Annotated in this window: 24 protein-coding genes; 6 read left to right on the forward strand and 18 right to left on the reverse strand. The window is 63.7% G+C overall.

Annotated features, from left to right (window positions below; genetic code table 11):
• Positions 1 to 2: 2 nt before the first annotated feature.
• A complete protein-coding gene (locus AC56LV_RS07290) occupies positions 3 to 833 on the reverse strand; it encodes a transporter substrate-binding domain-containing protein (protein WP_499556700.1) in 831 nt (276 codons plus the stop codon).
• A gap of 184 nt (positions 834 to 1,017) precedes the next feature.
• Between AC56LV_RS07290 and xth the strand changes: the two genes are divergently transcribed.
• The 3 genes from xth (at position 1,018) to AC56LV_RS07305 (ending at position 3,161) form a co-directional block, all read left to right on the forward strand.
• The gene (xth, locus tag AC56LV_RS07295) at positions 1,018 to 1,812 is read left to right on the forward strand and encodes an exodeoxyribonuclease III (protein ID WP_499556701.1); all 795 of its coding nucleotides are present in this window, start codon (positions 1,018 to 1,020) and stop codon (positions 1,810 to 1,812) included.
• Between the two features lie 60 nt (positions 1,813 to 1,872).
• Positions 1,873 to 2,448, forward strand: a complete 576-nt coding sequence (locus AC56LV_RS07300) for an MliC family protein (RefSeq protein ID WP_183553002.1) — start codon at positions 1,873 to 1,875, stop codon at positions 2,446 to 2,448.
• 86 nt (positions 2,449 to 2,534) lie between these two features.
• On the forward strand, positions 2,535 to 3,161 hold the full coding sequence (locus AC56LV_RS07305; RefSeq protein WP_499556702.1) for a LysE family translocator: 627 nt from the start codon (positions 2,535 to 2,537) through the stop codon (positions 3,159 to 3,161).
• A gap of 11 nt (positions 3,162 to 3,172) precedes the next feature.
• Here AC56LV_RS07305 and AC56LV_RS07310 read toward each other — a convergent pair whose 3' ends face one another.
• The 3 genes from AC56LV_RS07310 to AC56LV_RS07320 all read right to left on the reverse strand — a co-directional run bounded on the left by AC56LV_RS07310 (position 3,173) and on the right by AC56LV_RS07320 (position 8,098).
• Positions 3,173 to 4,252 carry a catalase family protein gene (locus tag AC56LV_RS07310; RefSeq protein WP_499556703.1) on the reverse strand — a complete coding sequence of 360 codons (1,080 nt, stop codon included), beginning with the start codon at positions 4,250 to 4,252 and terminating at the stop codon, positions 3,173 to 3,175.
• Positions 4,253 to 4,337: 85 nt separating this feature from the next.
• Positions 4,338 to 6,758: a glycoside hydrolase family 31 protein gene (locus AC56LV_RS07315; RefSeq protein ID WP_499556704.1), complete on the reverse strand. Its 2,421-nt coding sequence runs from the start codon at positions 6,756 to 6,758 to the stop codon at positions 4,338 to 4,340.
• Positions 6,755 to 8,098 carry a beta propeller repeat protein gene (locus AC56LV_RS07320; RefSeq protein WP_499556705.1) on the reverse strand — a complete coding sequence of 448 codons (1,344 nt, stop codon included), beginning with the start codon at positions 8,096 to 8,098 and terminating at the stop codon, positions 6,755 to 6,757. Before AC56LV_RS07320 ends, AC56LV_RS07315 begins: the two co-directional genes overlap by 4 nt.
• A 204-nt stretch (positions 8,099 to 8,302) precedes the next feature.
• Between AC56LV_RS07320 and AC56LV_RS07325 the strand changes: the two genes are divergently transcribed.
• Positions 8,303 to 9,805: a peptide MFS transporter gene (locus AC56LV_RS07325; RefSeq protein ID WP_499556706.1), complete on the forward strand. Its 1,503-nt coding sequence runs from the start codon at positions 8,303 to 8,305 to the stop codon at positions 9,803 to 9,805.
• Between the two features lie 46 nt (positions 9,806 to 9,851).
• Positions 9,852 to 11,048, forward strand: a complete 1,197-nt coding sequence (locus AC56LV_RS07330; RefSeq protein ID WP_499556707.1) for a pyridoxal phosphate-dependent aminotransferase — start codon at positions 9,852 to 9,854, stop codon at positions 11,046 to 11,048.
• Positions 11,049 to 11,401: 353 nt separating this feature from the next.
• Here AC56LV_RS07330 and AC56LV_RS07335 read toward each other — a convergent pair whose 3' ends face one another.
• The 10 genes from AC56LV_RS07335 to AC56LV_RS07380 form a co-directional block, all read right to left on the reverse strand.
• Entirely contained in the window at positions 11,402 to 11,770 is a 369-nt protein-coding gene (locus tag AC56LV_RS07335; RefSeq protein ID WP_499556708.1) for a hypothetical protein, read from the reverse strand.
• A gap of 93 nt (positions 11,771 to 11,863) precedes the next feature.
• Positions 11,864 to 12,223, reverse strand: coding sequence for a VOC family protein (locus AC56LV_RS07340; RefSeq protein WP_499556709.1), 360 nt, complete (start codon positions 12,221 to 12,223; stop codon positions 11,864 to 11,866).
• 141 nt (positions 12,224 to 12,364) lie between these two features.
• Entirely contained in the window at positions 12,365 to 12,664 is a 300-nt protein-coding gene (locus AC56LV_RS07345; protein WP_499556710.1) for an antibiotic biosynthesis monooxygenase family protein, read from the reverse strand.
• Between the two features lie 99 nt (positions 12,665 to 12,763).
• The gene (locus AC56LV_RS07350; RefSeq protein WP_499556711.1) at positions 12,764 to 13,096 is read right to left on the reverse strand and encodes a DUF2726 domain-containing protein; all 333 of its coding nucleotides are present in this window, start codon (positions 13,094 to 13,096) and stop codon (positions 12,764 to 12,766) included.
• Between the two features lie 6 nt (positions 13,097 to 13,102).
• Positions 13,103 to 13,270 (reverse strand): hypothetical protein, encoded by a 168-nt coding sequence (locus AC56LV_RS07355; RefSeq protein ID WP_499556712.1) that lies wholly within the window; start codon positions 13,268 to 13,270, stop codon positions 13,103 to 13,105.
• A gap of 600 nt (positions 13,271 to 13,870) precedes the next feature.
• On the reverse strand, positions 13,871 to 15,022 hold the full coding sequence (locus tag AC56LV_RS07360) for an MFS transporter (protein ID WP_499556713.1): 1,152 nt from the start codon (positions 15,020 to 15,022) through the stop codon (positions 13,871 to 13,873).
• Positions 15,012 to 15,545, reverse strand: coding sequence for a TetR/AcrR family transcriptional regulator (locus AC56LV_RS07365; protein ID WP_499556714.1), 534 nt, complete (start codon positions 15,543 to 15,545; stop codon positions 15,012 to 15,014). The genes AC56LV_RS07360 and AC56LV_RS07365 overlap by 11 nt, the downstream gene beginning before the upstream one ends.
• A 97-nt stretch (positions 15,546 to 15,642) precedes the next feature.
• The gene (locus AC56LV_RS07370) at positions 15,643 to 16,956 is read right to left on the reverse strand and encodes a hybrid sensor histidine kinase/response regulator (RefSeq protein ID WP_499556715.1); all 1,314 of its coding nucleotides are present in this window, start codon (positions 16,954 to 16,956) and stop codon (positions 15,643 to 15,645) included.
• Complete coding sequence (locus AC56LV_RS07375) at positions 16,957 to 18,423, reverse strand: ATPase domain-containing protein (RefSeq protein ID WP_499556716.1); 1,467 nt, start codon at positions 18,421 to 18,423, stop codon at positions 16,957 to 16,959.
• On the reverse strand, positions 18,423 to 18,806 hold the full coding sequence (locus AC56LV_RS07380) for a hypothetical protein (protein WP_499556717.1): 384 nt from the start codon (positions 18,804 to 18,806) through the stop codon (positions 18,423 to 18,425). Before AC56LV_RS07380 ends, AC56LV_RS07375 begins: the two co-directional genes overlap by 1 nt.
• 320 nt (positions 18,807 to 19,126) lie before the next feature.
• Between AC56LV_RS07380 and AC56LV_RS07385 the strand changes: the two genes are divergently transcribed.
• A complete protein-coding gene (locus AC56LV_RS07385) occupies positions 19,127 to 20,923 on the forward strand; it encodes a DUF885 domain-containing protein (protein WP_499556718.1) in 1,797 nt (598 codons plus the stop codon).
• A gap of 185 nt (positions 20,924 to 21,108) precedes the next feature.
• Here the strand turns inward: AC56LV_RS07385 and AC56LV_RS07390 are convergent, their stop codons facing one another.
• From AC56LV_RS07390 to ligA, 4 genes are read right to left on the reverse strand one after another with little or no spacing between them, the layout of a single operon-like run.
• Positions 21,109 to 21,594 (reverse strand): hypothetical protein, encoded by a 486-nt coding sequence (locus AC56LV_RS07390; protein ID WP_499556719.1) that lies wholly within the window; start codon positions 21,592 to 21,594, stop codon positions 21,109 to 21,111.
• Positions 21,594 to 22,130, reverse strand: coding sequence for a peptide deformylase (gene def / locus AC56LV_RS07395; protein WP_499556720.1), 537 nt, complete (start codon positions 22,128 to 22,130; stop codon positions 21,594 to 21,596). The genes AC56LV_RS07390 and def overlap by 1 nt, the downstream gene beginning before the upstream one ends.
• Entirely contained in the window at positions 22,127 to 23,020 is an 894-nt protein-coding gene (galU, locus tag AC56LV_RS07400) for a UTP--glucose-1-phosphate uridylyltransferase GalU (protein ID WP_499556721.1), read from the reverse strand. The genes def and galU overlap by 4 nt, the downstream gene beginning before the upstream one ends.
• Positions 23,021 to 23,025: 5 nt before the next feature.
• On the reverse strand, positions 23,026 to 25,356 hold the full coding sequence (gene ligA, locus AC56LV_RS07405) for an NAD-dependent DNA ligase LigA (protein WP_499556789.1): 2,331 nt from the start codon (positions 25,354 to 25,356) through the stop codon (positions 23,026 to 23,028).
• Between the last annotated feature and the right edge of the window lie 23 nt (positions 25,357 to 25,379).

Here is a 25,379-nt window from a genome sequence, read left to right on the forward strand (position 1 = left end):
GGTCAGATCTTGTCAGTGCTGATCTTGAAGGTCCGCTTGGCGATATTGGCGCGCGTGCCGGGGCCATACCACTTGACGAACAGGTTTTCGGCCGCGCCATTGGCTTCGAGCTCGCGCAGCGCCTGGTCGACGACCGTCTTGAGCCCCGCCTCGCCTTTGCGCAGACCGAGGGCGATCGGCTCGACGCCGATCGACTGCGGCAGGATCACGAAGTCTTTCGCGGCCGGGCCCAATTTGCCGTAGTCGGCCAGCAGCGACGACTCGTCGTTCACGTAGGCCGCGCCCTTGCCCTGGCGCAGTGCCTGGAACGCTTGCTGGGTATTCTCGAAGGTGACAATGCTGGCCGTCGGTACGGCCTTCTTCATATTGGTTTCCTGGGTGCCGCCGCGGACCGTGACAACCTTCTTGCCCGCCAGTTGCGGCAGCGCCGTGATGCCGCTGTTCTTGCGCACCATGACCTTCGAACCGGTGACGAAATGCGTCAGCGCGAAGTCGACCTGCGCTTCACGTTCCTTGTTATGCGTGAGCGTGGCCGCCAGGATGTCGACGTGGCCCTGCTGCAGCTCGGGGATGCGGGCCGACACGGCCAGCTGCTTGAACACCGGCTTGACGCCGATTTTCTTGGCCACGGCGGTAGCGACGTCGATCTCGTAGCCCACCAGCTGGCGCGTCTTCGGGTCGATGAAGCTGTTCGGTTCATCGGTGCCAAGCACCCCGAACACGATCTGGCCTTTTTTCTTGATGTCGGCCAGCTGGTCGGCTTTAGCCAGGCCCATGGTGAGCGAACTACCCAGCGCAACGGCGCACAGGATGAGGGAACGGCGGTTGATCATGCAAAAATCTCCAGCAACAATATTCGATGATCGTAGTATAGAACAAACAGTTATATGGAAAAACTAATTATTCGCCATAAGATAATACTGTTTCGCATATATGAACCGATAGCCGCCCGATGAGGCGTGCGACCGATCCGACGCAATATTGTCATAATGACCCGTCACGAATCCGGAACATCCCATGCTGCTCGCTACCTACAACGTCAACAGTATCAACAGCAGGCTGGACGCCCTCTTGCACTATCTCGAGGAGCGCAAGCCCGACGTCGTGTGCCTGCAAGAACTTAAGGCGCCGCAAGAGAAATTCCCGATCGCGGCGATCGAAGCGGCCGGCTATCACGCGCTGTGGCACGGGCAGAAAAGCTGGAATGGCGTCGCAATCGTCACGCGCGAGCCGGCCCAGGAAGTGCAGCGCGGCCTGCCGGGCGACGACGCCGACGAGCAAAGCCGCTACCTCGAGGTGGCCTACCAGGGCATCCTGATCGCCTGCCTGTACCTGCCAAACGGGAATCCGGCGCCCGGCCCCAAATACGACTACAAGCTGGCCTGGATGGAGCGCCTGCGCCTGCGCGGCCTGGAGCTGCTCGCCGCCGGCGTGCCGGCCGTGCTGGCCGGCGACTTCAATGTGATCCCGACCGAGCGCGATGTCTACAAGCCTGAGCGCTGGGTCGACGACGCGCTGTTTCGCGACGAGACCTGCGCTGCCTTCGGGCGCCTGATGGAACAGGGCTGGCTCGATTCCCTGCGCGCGCTGCATCCCGACGAGACGATCTACACGTTCTGGGATTACTTCCGCAACGCGTTCGGGCGCGACGCTGGCCTGCGCATCGACCACCTGCTGCTGAGCCCTGCACTTGCGCCGGCACTCAAGGCGGCCGGCGTGGACAAATTCATGCGCGGACGCGAAAAGCCCAGCGACCACACGCCGACCTGGATTGAGCTCGACCTGAGCAAAATTCCGAACAAATCCGCCTGACCCAATTCACGACGGCGCCCCCCCATCAATGCGCCGCGACCACCACCATAAGGAATCCTCATGAAAAAACTTCTCGTTCTCGCCGCCGCCCTCGCCCTGCCGATCGGCGCGCAAGCTGTCTCGATGCCAGGCTTTTGCGCCAAGGGCATCGGCTCGGCCGAAGCCAAGGTCTGCGGCCATCCCGGCTCCGCTGAATCGGAAGGCCTGATCTACGCGATGTACCGCGCAGCGCTGGAAAAAATCGATGCCGGCGCCGGCAAGACCCTGCAGGAACAGCACACCAAGTGGTGGGACGGCGTCAAGCAATGCGCCGATGCCAAGGACATGACCACCTGCATCAACAATGCTTACGGCACCCGCGCGATGCAGCTGCAGACGGCCTACAAGGTCACCAAGGCCAAGGGCCCGGTGAAGTACACCTGCAGCGACAAGAGCAAGATCACCGCCTTCTTCCTCGAGACCACACCAGCGTCGATGGTCGCAGCGCGCAACAAGGAACACGTGCTGCTGCGCGGCGAGCCAAGCGACAACGGCGTCGCCTACGGCAACCGCGGCGAACAGTTCAAGGAACAGAATGGCAAGGTCACCATCAAGTGGGGCGAGAACGCCAAGGAACTGAGCTGCAAGAAGGCGTGATGAGCGCTTGAACCCGCACTGCGGGATGCTTGACGAAGGGCGAACATGCGCTATGCTGTTCGCCCTTTCTTCATCTCGCCGCCACCATGCTTTCGCCCGAACAGCTCTTCGGTTTTCTTGCCGCCGCCATCCTGATCACGCTCTCTCCCGGGCCCGACAATCTGATGGTGCTCAGCACCGGCATCGCCAAGGGGCGCCTGCGCGGCGTGGCCTTCGGGCTTGGCTGCGCCTTCGGGTGTCTTAGTCACACGCTTCTGGCCGTCATTGGCGTCAGTGCGTTGATCGCGGCATCACCGACGGCGTTCACGGCGCTCAAGGTCGCGGGTGGTCTGTACCTGATCTGGATGGGCTGGGGCGCGATTCGCAGCCGTGGCGGTGCGCGCGTCTCTGGTGAGAGATTGTCGAACGAATCGGCGCAGCGCCTGTTCGCCAAAGGCCTGGTGGCTGCGGCGATCAATCCGAAAGTGGTGCTGTTTTTTCTGTCGTTCCTGCCGCAATTCGTTGTCGCGGCGCGTGGCGACGCCAATCTGCAGATCGGTGTGCTTGGACTGGTCTTCACGCTGCAGGCGGCCGTGATCTTCGGCCTGCTCGGCTACTTCTCGGGCACGATCGGCGGTTGGCTCAATCGCACCCCCACGGCCGGCATGTGGCTCGACCGGATCGCGGGGGCGGTGTTCATCGGACTGGGGCTACGCTTGATCGTGGCCCGGTAGTCACAGCATCGTTATGCCGACGGCTCGTGGATCGGGCAGCGGTTGAACTCCGAGCGGAATTCGCGCGAGGTGGCCATCACCTGGCGCCGCGCGCGGTTGACTGACCCGAGCGGGCGGTGTTCGACGAGGCAGTTCCACTGGTCGTAGGCGATTTCGTCTTCCAGCTTTTCCAGCGACGCATCCCAGCTGGTTTGCGGGGCCAAGCGCACGCGCGCCACGGCGATGAACGGGCTCAGTTCCTGTGGCCACTCGACCGAGGCATCCTCGATCGGCATCTTCTCGACATCGACGTTCAGCTGCACGCGCAGTTCCCACTCGCCGCCCTGCGACGCGAAGTGCGAGCCGATCGCGTGGCGCTGCGCGTCGTCTTCGGTCTTGATCGATGCGCCATCGAGCGCCAGCAGTTCAGGCGCGACGGGCGCCAGCGACAGCTTGGCCATGTACTGGCCGTACAGGTATGGCGTCTGGCTGAAGTAGGTTTCGCCCAGCGGATGGTGCTGCGGTTCGCCGCCCAGCGCCTTGAGCATGCCGCTCTCGCCACCGACCGCTTCCAGTGCATTTTCAGCGGTGCGCAGCACGGCCGAGATGATCTTCTTGCCGGTTTCCGATGCGTTGGTGGTCGCTGCCAGCATCTTCACGCTTTTCAGGAACCCCTGCGGATCGGGCGCCGAGAACACCGGGCCGTTCACCATCAGGAAGTCCTGCGAGTTGCCGCTCTTGGCCGTGTCGAAGCGCTCGCCCGGCACGTTCAGCACCTTCATTGCCACGGCGCGGTGGGTCGAGACGCCATCCGGCAGCTGCTCGGCCGGTGGCGACGACCATCGCAGCAGCACGTCATAGGTACCGGCCTTGCCGAACAGGCCCTGGGCCAGTTGCGGCGGCAGGTTGTCCAGCACGGTCAGCTTGCCGCGCACCAGGGCGTGGCCCTTGGCGTGGACGGCGCGGCTGGCGTGGCCTTCGGCATCCGCCACCTTCTTGGCCATATTGGCAAACACGGTTTGGAGGGCGTGGATGGTCTCGGATTCGTCGAGGCCGACGTGTTCGAACTCGCTGCGAAACACGAGGGGATTGGCTGGTGCGGTGGTCGTCATTGGTGGCTCCTGAAATGAAGCATCCAATGTAGCGAACTTCGCCCATGCGCGATGTTCGCCAGAGCACCGTCCCGACCATGCGCCGTTACAGCGTGACCACCACCTGCGCCGCCTGGCCAGCCTTCGCCGCAACCGGCACTTCCAGCAGGTGCTGCTGGGCGTTGAAGACGAAGCGCACGGCGCGTCCGTCGACGGTCACCGCCCGCGGTTTGGCCGCCACGTTGTGCACCTTCAGCGAAAAGCCCCGTGGGACGGCGGTCATTGCCTTGCCGGTTTCGGTGGCAAAGCCGATCTCGAGCCGCGTTTTGCCATCGGCTTCACGCAGCTTGCTGGTGAAGCGCACGATCTCGTACTTGCCCGCCGCGAAAGCGCCCGCCGTCTCGCCATCGTCGTCATACAGCTTGCCGCTCGAGGTCTTGACCGAGGCATCGTGGTAGTAGTGCAGGTCGATGTGACGGCCCGTGTAGTCGCGCGTCGTCTGGACCACCTTCGCCATCGGCACGAACGCGCCGGCGCGCACATAGACGGGGATATTGGCGTCGACCGGCCGCACGGTCTCCAGGATGCCGCCCTTGTGCGCCTGGCCCGTATGGAAGTCGAACCACACGCTGCCCGTGGCCGGGAAGTACACCTCGGCGCGCGTGGCGCCCGGCTTGACGATCGGCGTGACCAGGAAATCCGGGCCCCACAGATAGGTCGACGAGCGCTCGACCGGCTGGGCCGGATCGGCCTCGACGAACATCAGGGGGCGCATCAACGGCATACCGGTCTGCTGGTTGTCGAAGGCGATCGTGTAGTTATACGGCAGCATCGCGTAGCGCAGCCACACGGCTTCGCGCGCCAGCACCTTGGTGCGCTCCGAGCGCAGCACCGGCTCGGACGCCACCGCCTCTTGCGCATGCGGGCGGAAGATCGGCTGGAACACGCCGTACTGCAACCAGCGCACGTACAGTTCGTCGTCGAGCACCGCGCCGGCAAAGCCGCCCAGGTCCGAGTGCATGTACGCCAGGCCTTGCATGCCCATCTGCAGCGAGATTTCCATCTGCGACTGCAGGCCGCCCCAGCTGCGGCTGACGTCACCCGACCACGGGATCATGCCGAAGCGCTGCGAGCCTGAGTAACCGGCGCGCATCAGGATGAACGGGCGCTCGGCCGGGAACTCACGCCGGTAGCCTTCGGCGATCAGGCGCGCCCAGTCGTGGCCATAGACGTTGTGGACCTGATCCGCCGTACCCGTGCCGTGCACCAGGTTCGACGGATGCAGTTCCGGCTCGCCCAGATCGCCCCACCAGCCCGTGACTCCGCCCTTTTTCAGGTCGCGGTAGATGTTCCACCACCAGTCGCGCCCCTCCTGTTTGTACAGGTCGATCAGGCCCGTGTTACCGAAGTAGAAGTCATACGTGGCCGGCTTGCCGGCGCCGTCCAGCGCCAGCACGTTCTTGTCGACCGCTTCCTGCCAGCGCTTGGACGTGGTCAGGACGAACGGCTCGGTGATGACGACCGTCTTGACGCCCTTGGCCTTGAAGTCGGCCATCATTTTTTCGGCGTGCGGGAACGTGTCGCGGTCCCAGTCCATATTGCCCATCGTGCCCTGCACCGTCTTGCCGAACCAGTACAGGTCGAGCACGACGGCGTCGAGCGGAATCTTCTCTTGCGCAAACTTGTCGACGATGGCGCGTGTCTCGGCCTCGGTCTTGTAGCCGAAGCGGCTGGCGAAGTTACCGAAGGCCCAGCGCGGTGGCAGCGGCTGGCGGCCCGTCAGGTCGGTGTATCCGGCCATGACGGCGTCCCAGGTGTCGCCCGCAACGACCTGGTACGTCTTGCGCCCGCCGATGACTTCATAGCGCAGCGTGCCGTCCTTGCGGCTGTCGAAATCGAGCCAGCCGACCTGCGGATTGTCGAAGTGGATGGCGTATTTTTTCGACGACAGCGCGACCGGGATCGTGAAGTTGAGCAGTTCGGAGCGTTCGGCGTAGCCATAATCAGCCTTGTTGTACAGGCGCAGGCGGTTGCCGCGCCGGTTCATGCCAAGGGCACGCGCTCCGCCGCCGTAAAGCGCCTCGCCGTCGTCGAGACCGAATTCGATGGTGTCCATGCCGTCGACGCGGCCAAAGCCACGTTTCTCGGCCACCAGCGGCTTGCCCTTGTACGTGTACGCGATGCGAAACGGTTTGCGCTCGACCGTGACCGCGATGCCGTCGGTGGCGTACGTGATGCGCGCGCCATCGTCCTTGAAGGTCGCCGGGGCCTGGACCGGGGCCAGGATCACGGCATGCGAGGCCGGGTCCAGCTGCTCGCCATTCGGGATGAAGGTGGTCTCGACAATCGCGCTCGAATACGGCTTGATCAGGTAGCGCCCGTCGGCCGTCGCGATCTCGAGCGTGTTGCCGTTCTGCGTGACGCTCTTGAACTGGCGCTCGGCGTTCTGCGCGAACGCGAACGTGCTGGTGGCCAGTGGGAGTGCGGTGATGCACAGGGCAAGGCGGGCGATCGTGGCTGTTGTCATGGCGTGGTTGTCGTTATGTCAGGTTGTGCGGCTGCAGCCGAAGCATGACAGAATTCGGCCGCCACCAACAGCCTCCCTCTACATGAAACCTGAAGACCGTTCGCCGCCTGGCGGGTACCGAGCGTCAGCAGCATCAGGCGGCCCTGGCCATCGGCGCGTTCGTTCGTCACGACGATGATGCGGCCTTGCGGATCCTGGCTCAGCGCCGATACCGACGGCGTCGAGAATTCATCGTCGGTCTTCCTGTCGAAGCCCGGCACCAGCGCCGAGATGTCCTTCCACGAGTTGCCGCTGTCGTCCGACCAGGCCAGATAAGGCCGGCCATGCAGTTTGTCGAAGCCGCCGATCACCAGCGTCCCCGGCTTGTCGCGCAGCGGCAGGAAGGCGCCGATGTACGGATAGCTTTTGGCACTGGTCAGCGGCTCGTGCAGTACGAACCGGAAGCTGCGGCCATTGTCCAGGCTGCGCAGCAGGCCGCCTTCGACACCGACGTAGACGATCTCGGTGCCCGGCACCGGTTCGATGAACTGGACATTGCGGTTTTCCAGCTCGGGCAAGGTCAATGGCAGCTTGGGCTCGCCCGCCAGCGCGCCGCCGTCTGCGGAGAGGCGATACGCTTCGACGAACGCCATGTCGAGCGGGCATTCGCCGCCGACCAGCACACGGTCGCCCAGCACGTGGAACTTGGTCGCGTAGCACATCTGCGAATCCTTCGAGCCCCGGATCACTTGCCAGGTCGTGCCACCGTCGCTTGAGGTGAGCAGGTTGTTGCCGCCGCCCGCGTTGCTGTATAGCCGGTTGCCGGCCAGTTTCACATCCTGCATCGACAGCGTTTCGCAGAAGTCGTCGTTGCAGGTGCGCAGATCCTGGTCGCGCGGCGCGAAGCTGATCGCAGTTGGCCCCAACGAGCAGGTCGAGTGCTCATTGCTGGTCCCGGGCGTATCTGCCCACGGTTGCATCAGCCACACGTCCTGCCCTACCAGCTTGATCTTCGGCGAACGCCCGATGAAGTCGCCAACCGGCGCCATCGCGCACCCGCCCAGATCCACGGGGCGCCAGGTCGAGGCCGCAGTCAGGGGCAGCGATGTGCGCAGGACGGCCGAGCCTTCCGTCGCGCTGTTGGCCAGCGACAGGTAGGCGCTGTCGCCCCGGAACACGACGGTGTCCATCGCGCGCGCGGTCGACGACAAGATGTCGAGCTTTGTTGCGACCGGCGTGACGGCCACTGGTGGCGGGACCGGCACCGCCGGGTTGTCCGAGCCGCCGCAGGCGGTGACGAGGGCGCCGAGCAGCAATGCGCAGGCGAGGCGGACGGCCATGGGCCGGGTGTGGTCGATCATGCGAGTCTTCCGGATCTTGTGGATATTGTCAGTGCGCGATTCTAGGCAATGACCGGCGCTCGCTTGCGGGTTTATTGTCCGTCGACTGTCGTGAAACTGTAAGCACCGCGCAGCGTGCCCGACGATGCGTCTTTTATCCAGATGGCATAGAATCGTCGGATTTTGCGCGCCGGCCTGACCGGGGCGCAGTCGCAGAGGATTTGTATGGACACGACACTTGGGCGCCCGGTCAGCCAGACCCGCTCATTCGCCACGATCGCGCTGATCGAGTTGTGGGAGCGCTTCGGCTACTACGGCATGCAGGCGCTGATCGTCTACTTCATGGTGCAGCGCCTGGGGTTCGACGACACCCGCGCCACGCTGGTGTGGGGCGCAGCCGCCGCCCTGATCTACGTCGCGCCGGCGATCGGCGGCTGGATCGGCGACAAGGTGCTCGGTACGCGCCGCTCGATGGTGATCGGCGCCATCATCCTCTCGCTCGGCTACGCGCTGATGGGCATCCCGACGACCAACACCTGGCTGACGTTTTCGGCGCTTGGCGTGATCGTCGTCGGCAATGGCCTGTTCAAGCCCAATACCGCCAACCTGGTGCGCAAGATCTACGAAGGCAACGACTCGAAGATCGACAGCGCCTTCACCATCTACTACATGGCCGTCAACGTCGGCTCGACGGTCTCGATGCTGGCCACGCCGGCCATCAAGGACCATGTCAACGCCAACTACGCCGGTGAACTGGGCTGGCACGTGGCGTTCGCATTCTGCAGTGTCGGCCTGTGGGTCGGCCTGATCACCGTGGGCCTGTTGCGCCGCACGATCGGGCATATCGGTTCGCCCCCGGATAACTTGCCGCTCAACTGGGGCAAGCTTGCGCTGGTGCTGGGCGGTGGCGTGCTGGCCGTGATCGCATCGGCCTTCATCCTCGAATACGGCTGGCTTGCGCGCCTGTTCGTGTACCTGGCGGGGCTGGTCGTGCTGGGCATCTTCATCCACCTGATCCGCACCAGCCAGGCCAGCGAACGCTCGGGCCTCGTCGCCGCGCTCGTGCTGACGCTGCAGACGGTCTTCTTCTTCATCTTCTACCAGCAGATGTCGACGTCGCTGTCGCTGTTCGCGCTGCGTAACGTCGACCTGGACTTCAGCCTGTTCGGCAGCCACCTGTTCACCTGGTCGCCGGCGCAGTTCCAGGCGCTCAACGCCATCTGGATCATGCTGCTCAGCCCCGTGCTGGCCTGGGTCTACACGCGCGCCAGCAACGCAGGCCGCGATTTGTCGATCGCCGCCAAGTTCGCGCTGGGCTTTGCCGTCGTCGCGGCGGGCTTCTTCACGTACGGCTTTGCCGGCGCCTTCGCGGTCAACGGCCTGACGTCGTCGTGGATCATGATCGCGGGCTACGGCCTGTATTCGCTGGGCGAACTCCTGGTGAGCGGCCTCGGACTGGCCATGATCGCGCGCTATGTGCCGGCGCGGATGGGCGGCTTCATGATGGGCGCCTACTTCGTGGCGGTCGGTATTTCGCAATACCTGGGCGGCGTGGTGGCCACGATGGCCAGCGTGCCGCAAGGGATGACCAACCCGCTGCAGACGCTCCCGATCTACACGAGCCTGTTCAACAAGCTGGGGCTGGCCGCCATTGCCTGCACGCTGATCGCGTTGGCCGCACTGCCTTTGATGCGCCGCCTGACGGCCGAGCACCACACGCACCGCTAGGCTTCTTGTAAGATGGCCGGATTGCTTCTTTTCCGATCCGGCCATCATGTCTTCCAATTCCCTCGACACCAACCTGCAGGTCGCACAGCGCGTGCACGCCATCGAACCGTTTCGCGTCATGGAGATGGTCAAAGCCGCCGCGCTGCTGCGGCGCGCGGGCCACGACATCATCAGCATGAGCGTCGGCGAGCCCGATTTCACGGCGCCCGACATCGTCGCCGATGCAGCCGTGGCCGCGATCCGTGGCGGCGTCACCCAATACACCGAGTCGCTCGGCCTCCCGGAACTGCGCGCCGCCATCTCGGGCCACTACGCCGCGACGCAGGGCCTGGACATCGACCCGCGCCGCATCGTCATCACCGCCGGCGCCTCGGCCGGCCTGCTGCTGGCCTGCGCCGCGCTGGTTGGCCAGGGCGACGAGGTCCTGATGCCCGATCCTTCGTACCCGTGCAACCGCCATTTCGTGACCAGCTTCGGCGGCACGCCGATCCTGGTGCCGTCGTCGTTCGAGGACCGCTACCAGCTCGGCGCGCACCACGTGCACGAACGATGGACGGCGCGCACGCGCGGCGTGCTGGTGGCCTCACCGTCCAACCCCACCGGCACGTCGATGACCCCGGCGCAGCTGCGCGACATGCTGGCCGCCGTGCGCGCACGCGGCGGCTTCGCCATCGTCGACGAGATCTACCAGGGCCTGTCGTACGACCACGTGCCGGTCAGCGCGCTGGCGCTGGACCCGGACGTGATCACCGTGAACAGCTTCTCGAAATACTTCAACATGACCGGCTGGCGCCTGGGCTGGCTCGTGGTGCCCGACAGCCTGGTGCCGGTGTTCGAAAAGCTCGCCCAGAACCTGTTCATCTGCGCGCCGACGATCGCCCAGCATGCGGCGCTGGCCTGCTTCCAGCCCGAAGCGCTGGCGATCTTCGAAGCGCGCCGCCAGGAATTCCAGCGCCGCCGCGACTACCTTGTGCCTGCCTTGCGCCAGCTCGGGTTTGGGGTACCGGTGATGCCCGACGGTGCGTTCTACGTGTACGCCGACATCACAGCGCTCGATCATCCGCTTCGCGGCGACAGCGCGGCGCTGAGCATGGCGCTGCTCAATGACGCGCATGTGGCGATCGTGCCAGGGGATGACTTCGGCGTGGCGGCGCCAGCGCGGCATGTGCGTTTTTCGTATGCGACGCAGTATGAGCGGATCGAGGAAGCGGTGGCGCGGCTGGCGCGTCAGCTGGCGCGGTGAACTGCGTGACTGGCATGGTCGTGCGTGCCAATCTGAGCATGCGCGACCAAGCGCACAAGCGCGAAGTGCTCCGACGGCGCCGGGGAAACTCTGGCCGGCACGAAAGAATGTCAGGTCGCGTGCAGGCGATTGATTGGCTGCGTGACGCCATCATCACGCGCAGACAAACCAACGTCTTTCTCGGTGTGCGAGACCCGAGATTCTCATGGGCCATGCACTTGGTTCAAGGTTCGTGGCTGCCGAAACTGGTACGCCGCGTGAAAGCAGCAAGTTGCTCGCCTAAATGATGCACCGCCTGTTCCGACAGGCAGTGACAGGCGCAAGGCGGCATTGTTCGCTGCGGCACAGGTCCGTCAGTTCCACATCGTCTTGAACAATTCAACAACACATCCCGACCGGATCAATGCATAGCCGGTTTCGCCAGCCAAGTGTTGCCAAGAATGCCGGCCAGTGCTGTACCTGACAATTTTGTCGCCGGGTCGAACCACCGATTTGAAAGCGCGCCATTCCGCGTTGATGAATCCGAATGGCACTTGCGGATAGTCCGATCTCAGTTTTAGCATATCCGGAAGTGCCGCCTTTTCTTGCCCCTCTATTTCAGCAATGGTCCGAGGCGTAGACACTTGGTCGGTCGGAGAAAATTTCCCACAAAATTTAGCAGGCTGGCCCGCAAAAGCTGCGGACGATGCGACCATCAAACACATCGAAAAAAGCAGCTTCATGGACGTTTGATGAAATTATTTATCAATATTGTTCCGTTTTTTACGAACCTGGCCATGCGAGTCAGCGGCGCAGATCAGCGGTCTGGAAAATTTCTAGGCTTGTTTGTCGGACCAGACTGCCAACTCGTAGCCATCAAGATCCTGAAAATGGAACCGACAGCCACCGGGAAATTCAAAAACAGGCTTGGTGATCACGGCACCGGCAATCTCAAGCCGCCGCTGCGTTTCGGCTAAATTGTCTGCGTAGATGATGACAAGCGGGCCACCGGGGCGTGGCGTTTCGCCCGTGACGAAACCGCCTGTCAGCCGGCCATCTGTGAATTCGGTGTAGGCAGAACCGTAGTCCGTATGTTGCCAATCAAATGCCTTCGCATAAAATAATTTACTTCTTTCAATGTCGGCAACATCGAATTCAATATTGTCGATCTTTCGGTCGCGGTTTTTCAGTGTCATCTTTGCCTCCAGAATAAGACATTACTATCTTGATGTGCATGACGTCGAACGACTGCTTTTGCCGAACTCTGCCAGCCGCGTCAGCCTGGCAGGTTCCGGGCTCGAACATTGCACTGACCAGCCTGTTTCCGAACCTGGGAGCTACGATATCAGGAGGTCGGCAACGACGTCACCCCCGTGTGGCCCATCGACAAGTTCAGCGCATTGACGCATCTGATGTCGTAACTCGATCATGCGTGCAGTAGGCTCGGGCTGCATCGCCCAGAAGATTTCGGACGGCCATTGGGCATAGGCAAAATATTGGCCGTCGGCACACCGATGCAAACGTGATCCCAAACCGCCTCGCTCTTCGCGTAGCAGTTCGGTGAGTCCAAGCCAGGCGTGTTCAAAGTCTGATTCACGACCAGCGGCTACTTTCCATCTGAAGTAAATCGCGTACATAGAATTCCATCGGTTGTGGCCGATCTGGGGTATTCGGGCAGGACGGCCTGTCGACTGTTTCTGTCTGTCGCAACCGGATGCCTGCGCTACTCAATCATGTCAAGTCAGCATTCCTGATTTCTTGCCCAGATCAGGCCGCTTTGATTCAGGCACGGGCGTGGCGGATGCCGAGAGAACCGTGGCGCGTATAGCTTCCGCAGCTGGCTTGCTTTTGGACTGGAACCGCACTGTTCGAATGCGAGCTTGCAGCAGACGTCCGTCCCGAACCGCATCCTTTTTGCGGGAATGCGGTCTGTCATCAAGCTCGACGACTGCAATGATCTGGCAGCCACGATCGCAGACCACATAGTCCACCCGCTGCTGCGCAATACGAAGATGGTCGCTGTATGCGCGCTTTTTGTATGTCGTGGCTGCCTGGATCAGGGCTGACATGGCGACTTATGGGAAGACATAACAATCCGGCAGTGCGACGATGAGACGACCAAAAAACTCGACCTCGTTTTCAGTCATCAATGCGCGAGATTGATAGGCCTCACCTTTGCGACGACGTCTTCCAGCCAACTGGCCAATTACGACAATGATTAACGCCAACAACAGCGATGCCAATATGACTTTTCATACTGCCGATGCCTTTTTATTCGTTGCCAATCGAGTAGGCTCAGCATAGCCGATCGCCATGGCCGACATACTCGCAGAATGTCACGGAGCGCTGGATTGAAACGCACACACGAACAGCACGAACAGCGAACAGGTCTAACAACGAACAGGGTCAGGTCTAGCGAACAGGGTCAAGCGAACAGGGTCAAAGCGAACAGGGTCAAAGCGAACAGGGTCAGGTCTGGCATTCAGACACGAACTCAACAAAAAGCCTACGCATGAATGCGCCGATGAAGGTACTAAGGAAGAGTCCGTGTCCAAATGTCAGACCTGACCCCGGCTTTGTTTAATATGCTGCAGCCCGTCATGAATAATCCAGGCTGGATCTATTTGTCAATAAGATCGAAGACCGTCAGTATGATGCCATCTCGAAAAGGAGGCCCATCAGTGAGGTGCCTTATCATTTTCTGTTCGAGAACGAGACCGTGCTCGTGGCGCTAAACCAGGACCACGACGGTCTGATCGAGCAGCTGGGAATCTCACTGAAACAGCGTGCAGGCAGGGGCAACGCGCATAATTCGCACGCCCGTCCCGTTTCTGGAATGAGCGTCAAGGCGCGACAAATGCCTTATGGGCAGAATGCCGTGGACGAATACCAGCTGACAGCAAGGCCACACCCGCAAATACAGCCAACGCCACAAACGCGCCATAGCCGCTCAACAATGTGCCAAACAATGGCGATCCCGCGCTCTGCCCTGCTGCGATAATCAGGAACGGGATACCCAGTCCCAGATCGGGACGATCCGGAAGCAGCCGGATACCCTGGATCAGAAACGCGCCGGACGACGTGATATACGCAGCCCCGAACAGCGCCACGCTGATAAAGGCGAATGCCACCGAGACCGACGTGAAGGACAGGCCAATCATCCCCGCCGCCATCCCGGCCAGGGAAACACGATGGATCCACACAAGACCGAACCGCTGCACGAAGACGCCCGTCATCGCACCGGCAACGCCAGCCAGACCAAGCGCCACCCAGATCCAGGCGATATCGGTTTGCGTGAAGTTGAATTCATCGCGCAGCAGGCTGCCGCCGAATGTCCAGATTGCCGTACTCGACAAGCCCATCAACAAGCTGCCCGTGCAGAGCGCCAGCATGCCGGGACGCCTGAAGATGGCAAACGAGAATGGCTCGCTTGAGGTGCGTTCGTGCCCCGTTGGCACGGCATACAATATCCAGACCGCTACGGCGCCACTGATGACCGAAAACAGGATATACAGTTCGCGCCAGCCACCGAAGGCGAGCAGGCTCGCCAGGCCGGAGAAGACGATGCCCGCTGCGGTGCCCGCATTGACGATGGCGTTGGCCTTCGGCCGGTGGGCATCGTCAAATTGCAATGACACCGCCCTCGCCAGTGGCGGCGAAGTCAGGCCGGTACTCAGGCCGGCCAGCGCGACGCCCAGTCCCAGGACTACCCCGGTAGTGGACAACGTGATGATGACCATGCCGATGGTCGACGCCAATCCGGCGGCAAAGGCGATCGTCCGTGGCGAGCACGCACGGTTCAATGCGAAGGTGATGCACACGCCAATGCAATACGCGACGAACGCGCTGCTGCCAATCCAGCCCGTGGTGCCGATATCGAGTGACAGTTCAGTGCGTATCTCCGGCAGCAGCAACCCGAAGGCAAAGCGCGCGAGTCCGTACGAGACGGCGGTCAGCGCAAAAGCCGCCGCCAACAGGTTGACGTTATGCTTCACTGCGCTTGCCTGCATGGGCCATCAGGGCGGCGGCAGCAGCCCTGGCAGCGCCGATTACCGCCGTGTTATCCAGACTGGCGATGGCGGTGGCACCTTCGAACAGGATCCAGATCTGGGAAGACAACAACGGATCGTCATGCCCCAGCGCGTGACTGACGCGCCTGGCGACCTCCTTGAAGAATACCTCTTTCTGCCGGCGCACCAGGGCCACGATGTCATCGTTCGCCCCCCGGTATTCACTACCGGCACGCAGCAGCAGGCAGCCGGATGCACCAAACTCGGCCGACCATTGTTCAAGCGTATCGAACAGCGATTCGACAGTGCCGACCTCGCCATCGTCACGGTGCAAGACAGCCATGAACGCCGCATGCCGCGATTCGAGCGCTGCGATGACCAACCCGTCACGCGAACCGAAGTGCTTGTACAGCGTACGGGTGGAGGCGCCGACGCTGGCGCCAATGTGATCGACGCCAATGCCGCGCAAGCCTTCGCGCGCAAACAGCTGCGCTGCGGATGCTGCCATATCAGTTTTTTTGTCCATGGGCTGAGTGTACAACGATCGTTTTACATGTCAAGCGTGCGGAACCCCAACGTGACTTGTGCCGTGACGCAGGGAGGGTTTAGGCTACGTACCCCGAGGCGGCCGACACGCCAGCCAGCGCCTCGACGAGCGTGGCCGGAGACACCGGCTTGACCAGGTAGCGATCGAATCCGGCGGCCAGTGCGCTCGCGCGGTCGCTCGGTTGGCCATAGCCCGACAGCGCGACCGTCAGCGGCCGTGGGTTCGGTTGTGCGGCGCGCAGGCGCGTCATCAGCTCCAGGCCATCGATGCCGGGCAGGCCGATGTCGCAGACGATGGCGTCGAAACGTCCTTCGAGTGCGAGTGCCAGGCCGGCATGCCCCTCGGCCGCGATCTCGACCTGGTGGCCCTCGAGTTCGAGCAGCATGCGCAGCACGTCAGCGGCGTCGCCATTGTCTTCGATGACCAGGATGCGGCGCATGTTACTGGCCGTATGCACTGGCCCAGCGGTGGGGGTACGCGGGGCATCAAGCGACGATTGCGGCAGCCTCACGATGAAGGTGCTGCCCTGCCCCGGGCCGCCGCTGCCGGCAGTCACGCTGCCGCCATGCATGCTCACCAGATTGCGCACGACGTTCAGGCCCACGCCCAGTCCGCCCTCGGAGCGTGCCAGCGTGCGCGGTCCCTGCGTGAACAGCTCGAACGCGCGCCCGATGGTTTCAGCCGACATGCCGGCGCCGTTGTCAGCGATCGTGACCGCGATGCCGTCGTCGCAACCCACGCTGACAGTCACCTGGCCGCCATCCTGCGTGTACTTCGAGGCGTTGTTGAGCAGATTGGTGAAGACCTGCGTCAGGCGCACGCGGTCGCCGTCGACGACGGGATCGCGTCGGTCGTGGGCGATCGTCAGGCGCTGACGGCGCTCGCGCACGCGCGGCAGGATCGTCTCGGCGGCGTGTTCGAGCACTTCGGCCAGGCGCAGCGGCTCGATCGCCAGCGTGATCTTGCCGCTGCTCAGTCGCGCGGCGTCGAGCAGGTCGTCGAGCAGGCGCGCCATGTGGTCGACCTGGCGCTGGATCACGGCCGTGAGGCGCGCCAGCGGCAAGGTTGCCACCGGGCCGCGTTCGAGCAAGCCGGCCGACACACTGATCGGCACCAGCGGATTGCGCAGTTCGTGCGCCAGCATGGCCAGGAACTCGTTCTGGCGCCGGTTGGTGTCTTCGGCGTCATCGCGCGATGTTTGCGCATCGACCGCGGCCAGCACCAGGTGTTCGTTGGCTTCGCGCAGGCTCAGAGCCAGCGTCGTGCTGGCATCGAGCTCGCGCCGCAGCCGCGCGTTCTCGCTTTCGAGCTGCGCGAGGCGGCTGTCACGCGTGGCTGGCTCGTTGGCCTGTAGCGCCGGCACGGAAGTCATTCAGGCCGCGCCGCGCGAGGTGGGCAACCCATGCAGCACGCCTTCGTGGGCGGAGCTGATCGGATCGATGTTGATGCCGGCGTCGTTGATATGGAACTCGCGCAGGTCGTGACTGTGGCCGCTGCCGCGCACCTTGACCACCGAAATGAACCGGCGCAGCTGGCCGGCACTCTCGCCAAAACGCATCAGGACGACCGCATCGGTCAGATAGGCGATTTCGGACTGGCTAAAGCGCAGATGCGTGAAGTCGTCGTCCATCCCCATCGTGACCAGTACCGTGACGTTGCGCTTGGCCAGTGACGTGAGCATCTGGAACACCGTGGAGCGCAACTGGTTGCGCCCTTCCGGCGCCAGATACAGCGACAGCTCGGACAGCGAATCGACCACCACCCGGCGCGCGCCGGTGCGGTCGATCGCCTCGGTCAGCGCCTCGAGTACTTCATCGACCGTCAGGTCGATCATGCGGCTTTCCAGCACCTCCACGTCGCCGGACGCCACCATTTCGGCCAGTTCGGCATTGCGCAGGCGCGACGTGCCTTTCTCGAACGACAGGGCCACGCCCTTTTCGCCACGGCGCACACCCTCTTGCAGGAAGCGCGTGGCCAGAATGGTCTTGCCGCAACCGCTCGGTCCCGTCACCAGCAGCGAATGCCCCTGTGGCAGCCCCCCGTACAGCAGCACGTCCAGATCAGTCGTGCCGGTGGGGATGCGCCGGGGATCGCGGTCGGTCGGCGCACCACCGTGGTGGTCGTGTGCCAGTGGCGGCAGCATGCGCGGATAGACACGGATACCATCGTCGGTGATGCGGAAAGTGTGCGAGCCATTCATGTGGGCCTGGCCACGCATCTTCACCACGCGCATCTTGCGCACCACCGAATTGTCGTCATGGACGGGCGTCAGCGAGATCATGCCGTCGGCCACCGTCATGATCGGACTGGCCTCGGCATCGCTGTTGGCATATTCGCCGATCAGGAACGTGGTCGCTTGCCAGCTCGTCATGCGCGTGCCGAGATCCTGGATGAAGTGCTGCAGGTCGGCCACGCCCTCATTGCCGCTGCGCGCCGTCTGCGCGACCGAGCGGAACGAATCGACGAACACGAGGCTCGGCGCGAAGTCCTCGACCTCTTTCATCATGCGCGCCAGCACGGTGCTGAAGTCGCCAGCGCGAAGGTCTTCGGCCAGGTTCACGTAACGCACCGCAGTGCCGACCTTCTGCATGTCGAAGAAACTGTACTGCTGCTGGTAGCGCAGCATCTTCAGCGGCGGCTCGCCCAGCACGGTGAAAAACAGGGCGCGCCGCTCGGTGGTCGCGAGGGAGAACATGATCTGGTGCGCCAGCGTGGTCTTGCCTGAACCCGGTGGCCCGGCGATCAGGTTGAACGAAAACTCGCTCAGTCCACCACCGAGCAGGACATCGAGCCCTTGCACACCAGTGCTCAATTTCCCAAGTGATACTTTGTCGCTCATTAGTTGTGATCCTGTACTTTCTTCTCTTCTCCATCTACCGCTGCGGCGTCGAGCAGGCGCCGCGCAAGTGCGTGCCCGATCAGCGACGCCAGCAGGTCGGTAAATTTCTGGAGCAGGGCCGCATGGGCCACTTGTGCGAGGTCGGGTGCGACGCTGGCGAGCATGTCGTCCAGCGCGTCGATCTGGGCGGCGCGGGTCTTGCATGGCGCAGTCATGGCCAGCCATGTGTAATCGGGGCCGACAAGGCGCAGGGCCCGGCCATACAGCGCGCAGAAACCGCTGTCGCCAATGAGTGGCCCCAGCTGGTCGGCGAGACGCCGCCAGGACTGAATGAGTAACAGGTGCTCGACAGAGCGGCCGGGATCACCCTTACTCGTCATCATGTCTGGATCGAAAAGCAATTGCGGCCGTTATTATCATGAAAGGTCCATGCACGCTGCGGTGCGGAGTCGTCGTACGCATGCGTCGTGCGCTTGCCCGGCATTAGGTTGGCAACATTATATCGTGGCTTTTCACTGTTTCTTTTGAAAGGCCGAAGTAAATCGTGCGCAGAAATATGCCTCTGCAGGCCATCGACAAGGCGTCAGTACGCTATGAAGAAGGTGTTTACATGCAGTAGGCATTCCCGGCAATCCCCGCTAAGATGGCATGCGCCGGGCGAACATGCTCCCGAGCATCATGCACACTCATGGATTGGGATTCAATGGAAAAGAAGAAGCTCAGCGCCGTCATCTCGACGGCCTTCGTGGTAATGGGATTGGCCATGGCGCCAGCAGCAGCGATAGCAGCTGTGCCTGCAGCGGGCAAGCCTGCGCAGGCAACGCCAGCCGATGCGCGCTTCAAGAACATCTACACGCGGGAATGGAAGTGGCGCGTCGCGGAAAAGCTCGAACGCGATGAGGACGCGCCGGACGCCAGCCGCGGCTTCCCCCGGGTCGACGCGCCAGCGCAGGAGGCGCGCCGTGTGTACTGGGCCGGCATCCTGAAACAGCTCGATGCGATCAAGCCTGCCAGCCTGTCGCCGGCCGAGCGCATCAACTTCGCCGTGTACCGCGCGCAGATCGCCTCGCTGCACGATGCCCAGGTGTTTCGCGAGTTCGAGCAGCCGGTCAATGCCGACAGCGCATTCTGGACCGGCGTCACCTACAGCGCGCGCCGCCCTCTCACCACCACGCAGGCCTACCGCAATTACCTGGACCAGCTTGAAGGCATTCCGGCCTATTTCGACGAGGAGATCGGCAATATGCGCGCCGGCCTGGCGCGCGGCTTCACGCCGCCGAAGGTCACGCTGGCCGGCCGCGAAAGCACGCTGCTGTCGGTGACCGAGGCCAAGTCGCCGCAGGACACCGTGTTCTACGGCCCGTTCAAAGAGATGCCGTCGACCATGCCCGCTGCCGAGCAGGAAGCGCTGCGCCGCCAGGCCGTCGCCATCATCGCCGGCAAGGTGCAGCCGGCCCACGCGAAGACGCTCGCCTTCTTCCGCGACGAATACGTCCCAAAAGCCCGCACCACGCTGGCCGCCCAGGCCATGCCGGGCGGGGAGGACTACTACCAGTCGAAGATCGTCGAATTCACGACGACCAGCCTGACGGCCGACCAGATCCATGCGATCGGTCTGGCCGAGATGGCCAAGATCCGCGCCGAGATGCACGTCATCATGCAGCAGGTCGGCTTCAAGGGCGACCTGCAGGCCTTCCTGCAGTTTCTGCGCACCGATCCGCAGTTCTACGCGAAGACGCCGGCCGAGCTGCTCAAGAGTGCGGCGTGGACCGCCAAGCGCTTCGACGCCAAGGCCGACCAGTATTTCGGCCACCTGCCACGCCGGCGCTTTGCGATCGTGCCGGTGCCGGACGACCAGGCGCCGTTCTGGACCGCCGGCCGCGGCGGTCCGGGCATGTACTGGGTGAACACGTACAACCTGCCGGCGCGCCCGCTCTACAGCCTGCCGGCGCTGACGCTGCACGAATCGGCACCCGGCCACGCATTCCAGATTCCGCTGGCGCAGGAACAGAAAGGCGTGCCGCCGTTCCGGCGCGCGTACATCTCGGCCTACGGCGAAGGCTGGGCACTGTACACCGAGCGCCTGGGGGCCGAGATGGGCATCTACGAGACACCATATGAAGTCTTCGGGATGCTCAGCTACCAGGCCTGGCGCGCGTCACGCCTCGTGGTCGATACGGGCGTGCACGCCAAGGGCTGGACGCGCGAACAGGCGCAGGCCTACCTGATGGAGAACACGGCGCTGTCGAAGCACGAAGTCGAGACCGAAGTGGATCGCTACATCTCGTGGCCGGGCCAGGCGCTGTCGTACTACCTGGGCCAGATGGCGATCCAGGAAGCCCGCGCCCGTGCCGAAAAGGCGCTGGGGCCGAAGTTCGATATCCGCAACTTCCACGACACCGTGCTGCATATGGGCTCGGTGCCGCTGCCGGTGCTGCAGCAGCGGATCGACGCGTTCATCGCGGATGGCGGACCGAGTCCGTATCCGAAGGAAAGCTGACCGCTCTGGCATTGAACGCGTGAATGGCACAGCCGGGGTCAGGTCTGACATTCAGACACGGCCTCGGCCTTAGCCACTTGGTTTAGCGACTTGCCTGGTACTAGCATCGCCCCGTGCCGGCTAGTTCCGGCTACCTGACTGTCGAGATCGTGTCCGAATGTCAGACCTGACCCCCGCTTTTGCATTTAACGTTGGAACAGCTTGAACTTGAGCTGGAAAGAGATCCCGCCGTACAGGCGGTCCTTGTAGTTCGGGATGATCCCGACATTCACGCCCACGCGCTGGTACTCATAGGTCAGCGTGGGAATCACGCCTGGAAACCAGCCGCCGTCACGCGTTTTCGGGTAGCCGTCGAACGCCGCCAGAGCCAGACCCACGCGCACCGGCCCGACTGCATACGGCTGCCAGATCACGCCGGCGTAGTTCGACCAGGCGCGGTCGCTGTTGTAGAAGCGCCCGCCGGTGGCGGCCAGGGTGCCGCTGAAGCGGTACTCGAGCGCCAGGCCCTTGTTGTTGTTGTTCAGGTCCTTGTCGCCGTCGAAGTGGGCCGTGTAAAAGCCGGTGTCGATCCACAATTGGCTTGTCGGGGCCGGGTCGATCTTCGTGAAGAAGTCGGCGCCATGCGCCAGCGGCGCCGCGCCCAGGAGCGCCAGCAAATAAAGAGTGCGCATCAAGCGTTCGCTTTCGTCTCAAGGTCAGGGAACATCACGTCGGTGAAACCGAAGCGGTTGAAGTCGCGAATACGCGACGGGTACAGGATGCCCAGCAGGTGATCCACTTCATGCTGCACCACGCGCGCATGGAATCCTTCGGCGTCGACGGCAATGCGCTTGCCAAACTGGTCGAAGCCTTCGTAATGCAGGCGCGTGTAGCGCGGCACGCTGCCGCGCAGGCCGGGTATCGACAGGCAGCCTTCAACGCCCTCTTCCATCGCCTCGCCAATCGGCGTGAGCACGGGATTGATCAACACGGTTTCCGGCACCGGCGGCGCGTCCGGATAGCGCTGGTTGCTGGCGAAGCCGAAGACCACCAGTTGCAGGTCGATGCCGATCTGCGGCGCGGCCAGGCCCACGCCCTTGGCCGCATGCATGGTCTCGAACATGTCGGCCACCAGCGTGTGCAGTTCGGGCGTATCAAAGTGCGTGACCGGCGGGGCAACGCGCAGCAGGCGCGGGTCGCCCATGCGCAGGATGGTTCGTACGGTCATGGCACCCCCTCCCCGGCCAGCAGCGCGGTCAGCGACGCGCGAAAGCCTTCGGCGGTCTCGGGGTGTTTCAGGCCCATGGCCGTCATCGCCTGCAGGTAGCCAAGTTTCGAGCCGCAGTCGTAGCGCTGGCCGGCGTAGCGGTAGGCCAGCACGCGCTCGGCCTGCATCAGCGCGGCGATGCCGTCGGTGAGCTGGATTTCGCCGCCGGCGCCTTTGCCGATCGTCTCGAGGTAGCCGAAGATCGATGGCGACAGCACGTAGCGGCCAACGACGGCCAGCGTCGACGGCGCATCGGCTGGCTGCGGTTTCTCGATGATGCCGGACACCAGTTCGAGGTTCGGGCGGTACGGCGAGGCGCTGACGATCCCGTACTGGCGCGTCTGCTCGCGCGGCACATCCTGCACCGCCAGGATGCTGCTGCGCTCATACGTATAGAGGTCGGTCATCTGCGCCAGCACCGGCTTGTGGCCCTCGGCGGTGTCCATGAAGTCGTCGGCCAGCAGGACGGCGAACGGATCGTTGCCCACCACCGGGCGCGCGCACAGCACCGCGTGGCCCAGGCCCAGAGGCGAGGACTGGCGGATGTAGATGCAGTTGACGTTCTTCGGAATGACATTGCGCACCGTCTCGAGCAGCTTCTGCTTGCCGGCCGCTTCCAGCTCGGCCTCGAGTTCGTAGGCGGTATCGAAATGGTCTTCGATCGCGCGCTTGTTGCGGCCCGTGATGAAGATGAGCTCCGTGATGCCGGCGGCGACTGCCTCTTCGACCGCGTACTGGATCAGCGGCTTGTCGACGATCGGCAGCATTTCCTTCGGCTGCGCCTTGGTCGCGGGCAGGAAGCGGCTGCCAAGACCGGCGACAGGAAATACGGCTTTGCGGATCAGGGTCATCGTAATCAGTCAGGTTGGGATGATTGTTCGAGCAGCGCCAGCAGCGCCGCTTCGTCCAGGATCGCGACGCCCAGTTCTTCGGCCTTGGCCAGCTTGCTGCCTGCCTCGGCACCGGCCACCACGTACGAAGTCTTCTTCGACACCGAGCCGGCGATCTTGCCGCCGGCCGCTTCGATCAGCGCGCCAGCCGCGTCGCGGCTCATCGTCGGCAGCGTCCCGGTCAGCACGAACGTTTTGCCGGTCAATGGGCCTTCCGGCGCTGGCGCTGCTTCGGGCACCGCATCGAGCAGTTCGCGCCGCATGGCCGCCAGCGCCGTCAGCAGGTCGCGGTTGGCCGCGTTGGCCAGCCATTCTTCGAGTGCGCTCGCCACCGTGGCCGGCAAGCCGAAGATGCCGAAGTCGGTACGCGCCGCGATGGCGTCGAGCGTCTGGCCCGCGGCAATGATCTGGCGCGCACGTGGCTCGGTCAGTTTCGGGATGTCCAGCGCAGCCAGCAGCTTGATCTCGTCGAGCTTCTCGCGCAGCTGCGCCTTGGGCGGATGCTCGCCCTTGGGCGCCACGCCGGCCGCGAGCAAGGCATCGAGCGCAATCTGGTTTTTTTCCTCGGCGAAGAAGTCGGCGATCGACTGCGCCACCGTGCCGCCGATATCGGGCAGCACGCGCAGCAGCGCGGCCGGGGCGCGGCGCACCAGCGCCAGGCTGCCCAGATACTCGGCCAGTGTCTTGGCGGTGGACTCGCCCACATGGCGGATGCCCAGTGCGAACAGCAGGCGTTCGAGCGGCGGCGCCTTGCTGGCGGCAATCGCCGCGAGCAGATTGTCGGCCCACTTGGTCGGCACCTTGCCCTGCCGGACGGTTTCCGGTGTCGCAGCCTCGGCCTCATCGGCCAGGCGCTTCATCTTGAGCAGGTCGTCCTGCGTCAGCTTGTACAGGTCGGCCACACCGGTGACCAGGTTCGCTTCGACCAGGCTGTCGATATAGCGGTCGCCCAGCCCTTCGATGTCCATCATGCGGCGGCCCGCGAAGTGGCGGATTGCCTCCTTGCGCTGCGCGGCGCAGGTCAGGCCGCCGGAGCAGCGCGCGACGATCTCGCCTTCTTCGCGCACGACGTGCGAGCCGCACACCGGGCAGGTCGCCGGCAAGGTGTACACCGGAGGTTCAGGCATCAAACGGCGTTCGAGCACGACGCCCAGCACCTCGGGAATGACGTCACCGGCGCGGCGCACGATGACCGTGTCGCCCACCCGCACGTCCTTGCGCCGCACTTCGTCTTCGTTGTGCAGCGTGGCGTTGGTGACGGTCACGCCGCCAACCGATACGGGAACCAGGCGCGCGACCGGCGTGATGGCGCCGGTGCGGCCGACCTGGACTTCGATCGCCTGGACCGTGGTCAAGGCTTCTTCGGCCGGGAATTTATGCGCCAGCGCGAACCGCGGCGCGCGCGAGACGAAGCCCAGCGTGCGCTGGTCCTCCAGCCGGTCGACCTTGTAGACGACGCCGTCGATCTCGTACGGGAGCGACGCGCGGCGCTCGCCGATGTCGCGGTAGAACCCCAGCAAGCCGTCGCGCCCTGTGACCACCTGGCGCTCCTTCGCCACCGGCAGGCCGAGCGCATCGAGCCAGTCGAGCATGGCCGAATGCGATGCGGGCAGCGCCGCTGGCGCGCCCTCGAGCTGGCCGACACCATAGGCGAAAAAGCGCAGCCGGCGCGCACTGGTGATGCGCGCATCCAGCTGGCGCAGGCTGCCGGCGGCGGCGTTGCGGGGGTTGGCGAATTCCTTGTGGCCGGCGGCGCGCTGGCGCTCGTTCAGACTCTCGAAATCGCGCTTGAACATCAGCACTTCACCACGCACTTCGAGCACGGCCGGCACGGCGTCGCCATGCAGGCGCATCGGGATCACGCGCACGGTGCGGATATTCGCAGTGACGTCTTCGCCCGTGTAGCCATCGCCGCGCGTGGCGGCCTGCACGAAGCGGCCGTTTTCGTAGCGCAGGCTGATGGCCAGGCCGTCGAATTTGAGTTCGGCGTTGTAGGCGACTTCGCGCGTCTCGAGCCCCTCGCGCACGCGGCGGTCGAAGTTGTCGACATCGTCGTCGGCGAACCCGTTATTCAGCGACAGCATCGGCACCGCATGCGTGACCTGGTTGAATTCGGAGATCGGGGCGTCGCCCACGCGCTGGGTCGGCGAATCGGGCGCGATCGCTTGCGGATGCAGCGTCTCGAGCGCGGCCAGCTCGTGGTACAGGCGATCGTACTCGGCGTCCGGAATCGTCGGGGCGTCGAGCACGTGGTAGTTGTAGCTGGCGCGGTTCAGTTCCGCGACCAGCCAGGCCATCCGGGCCGGGGCATCAAGTTGCT

The sequence above is a fragment of the Telluria sp. RB2R28 genome (assembly GCF_059685835.1).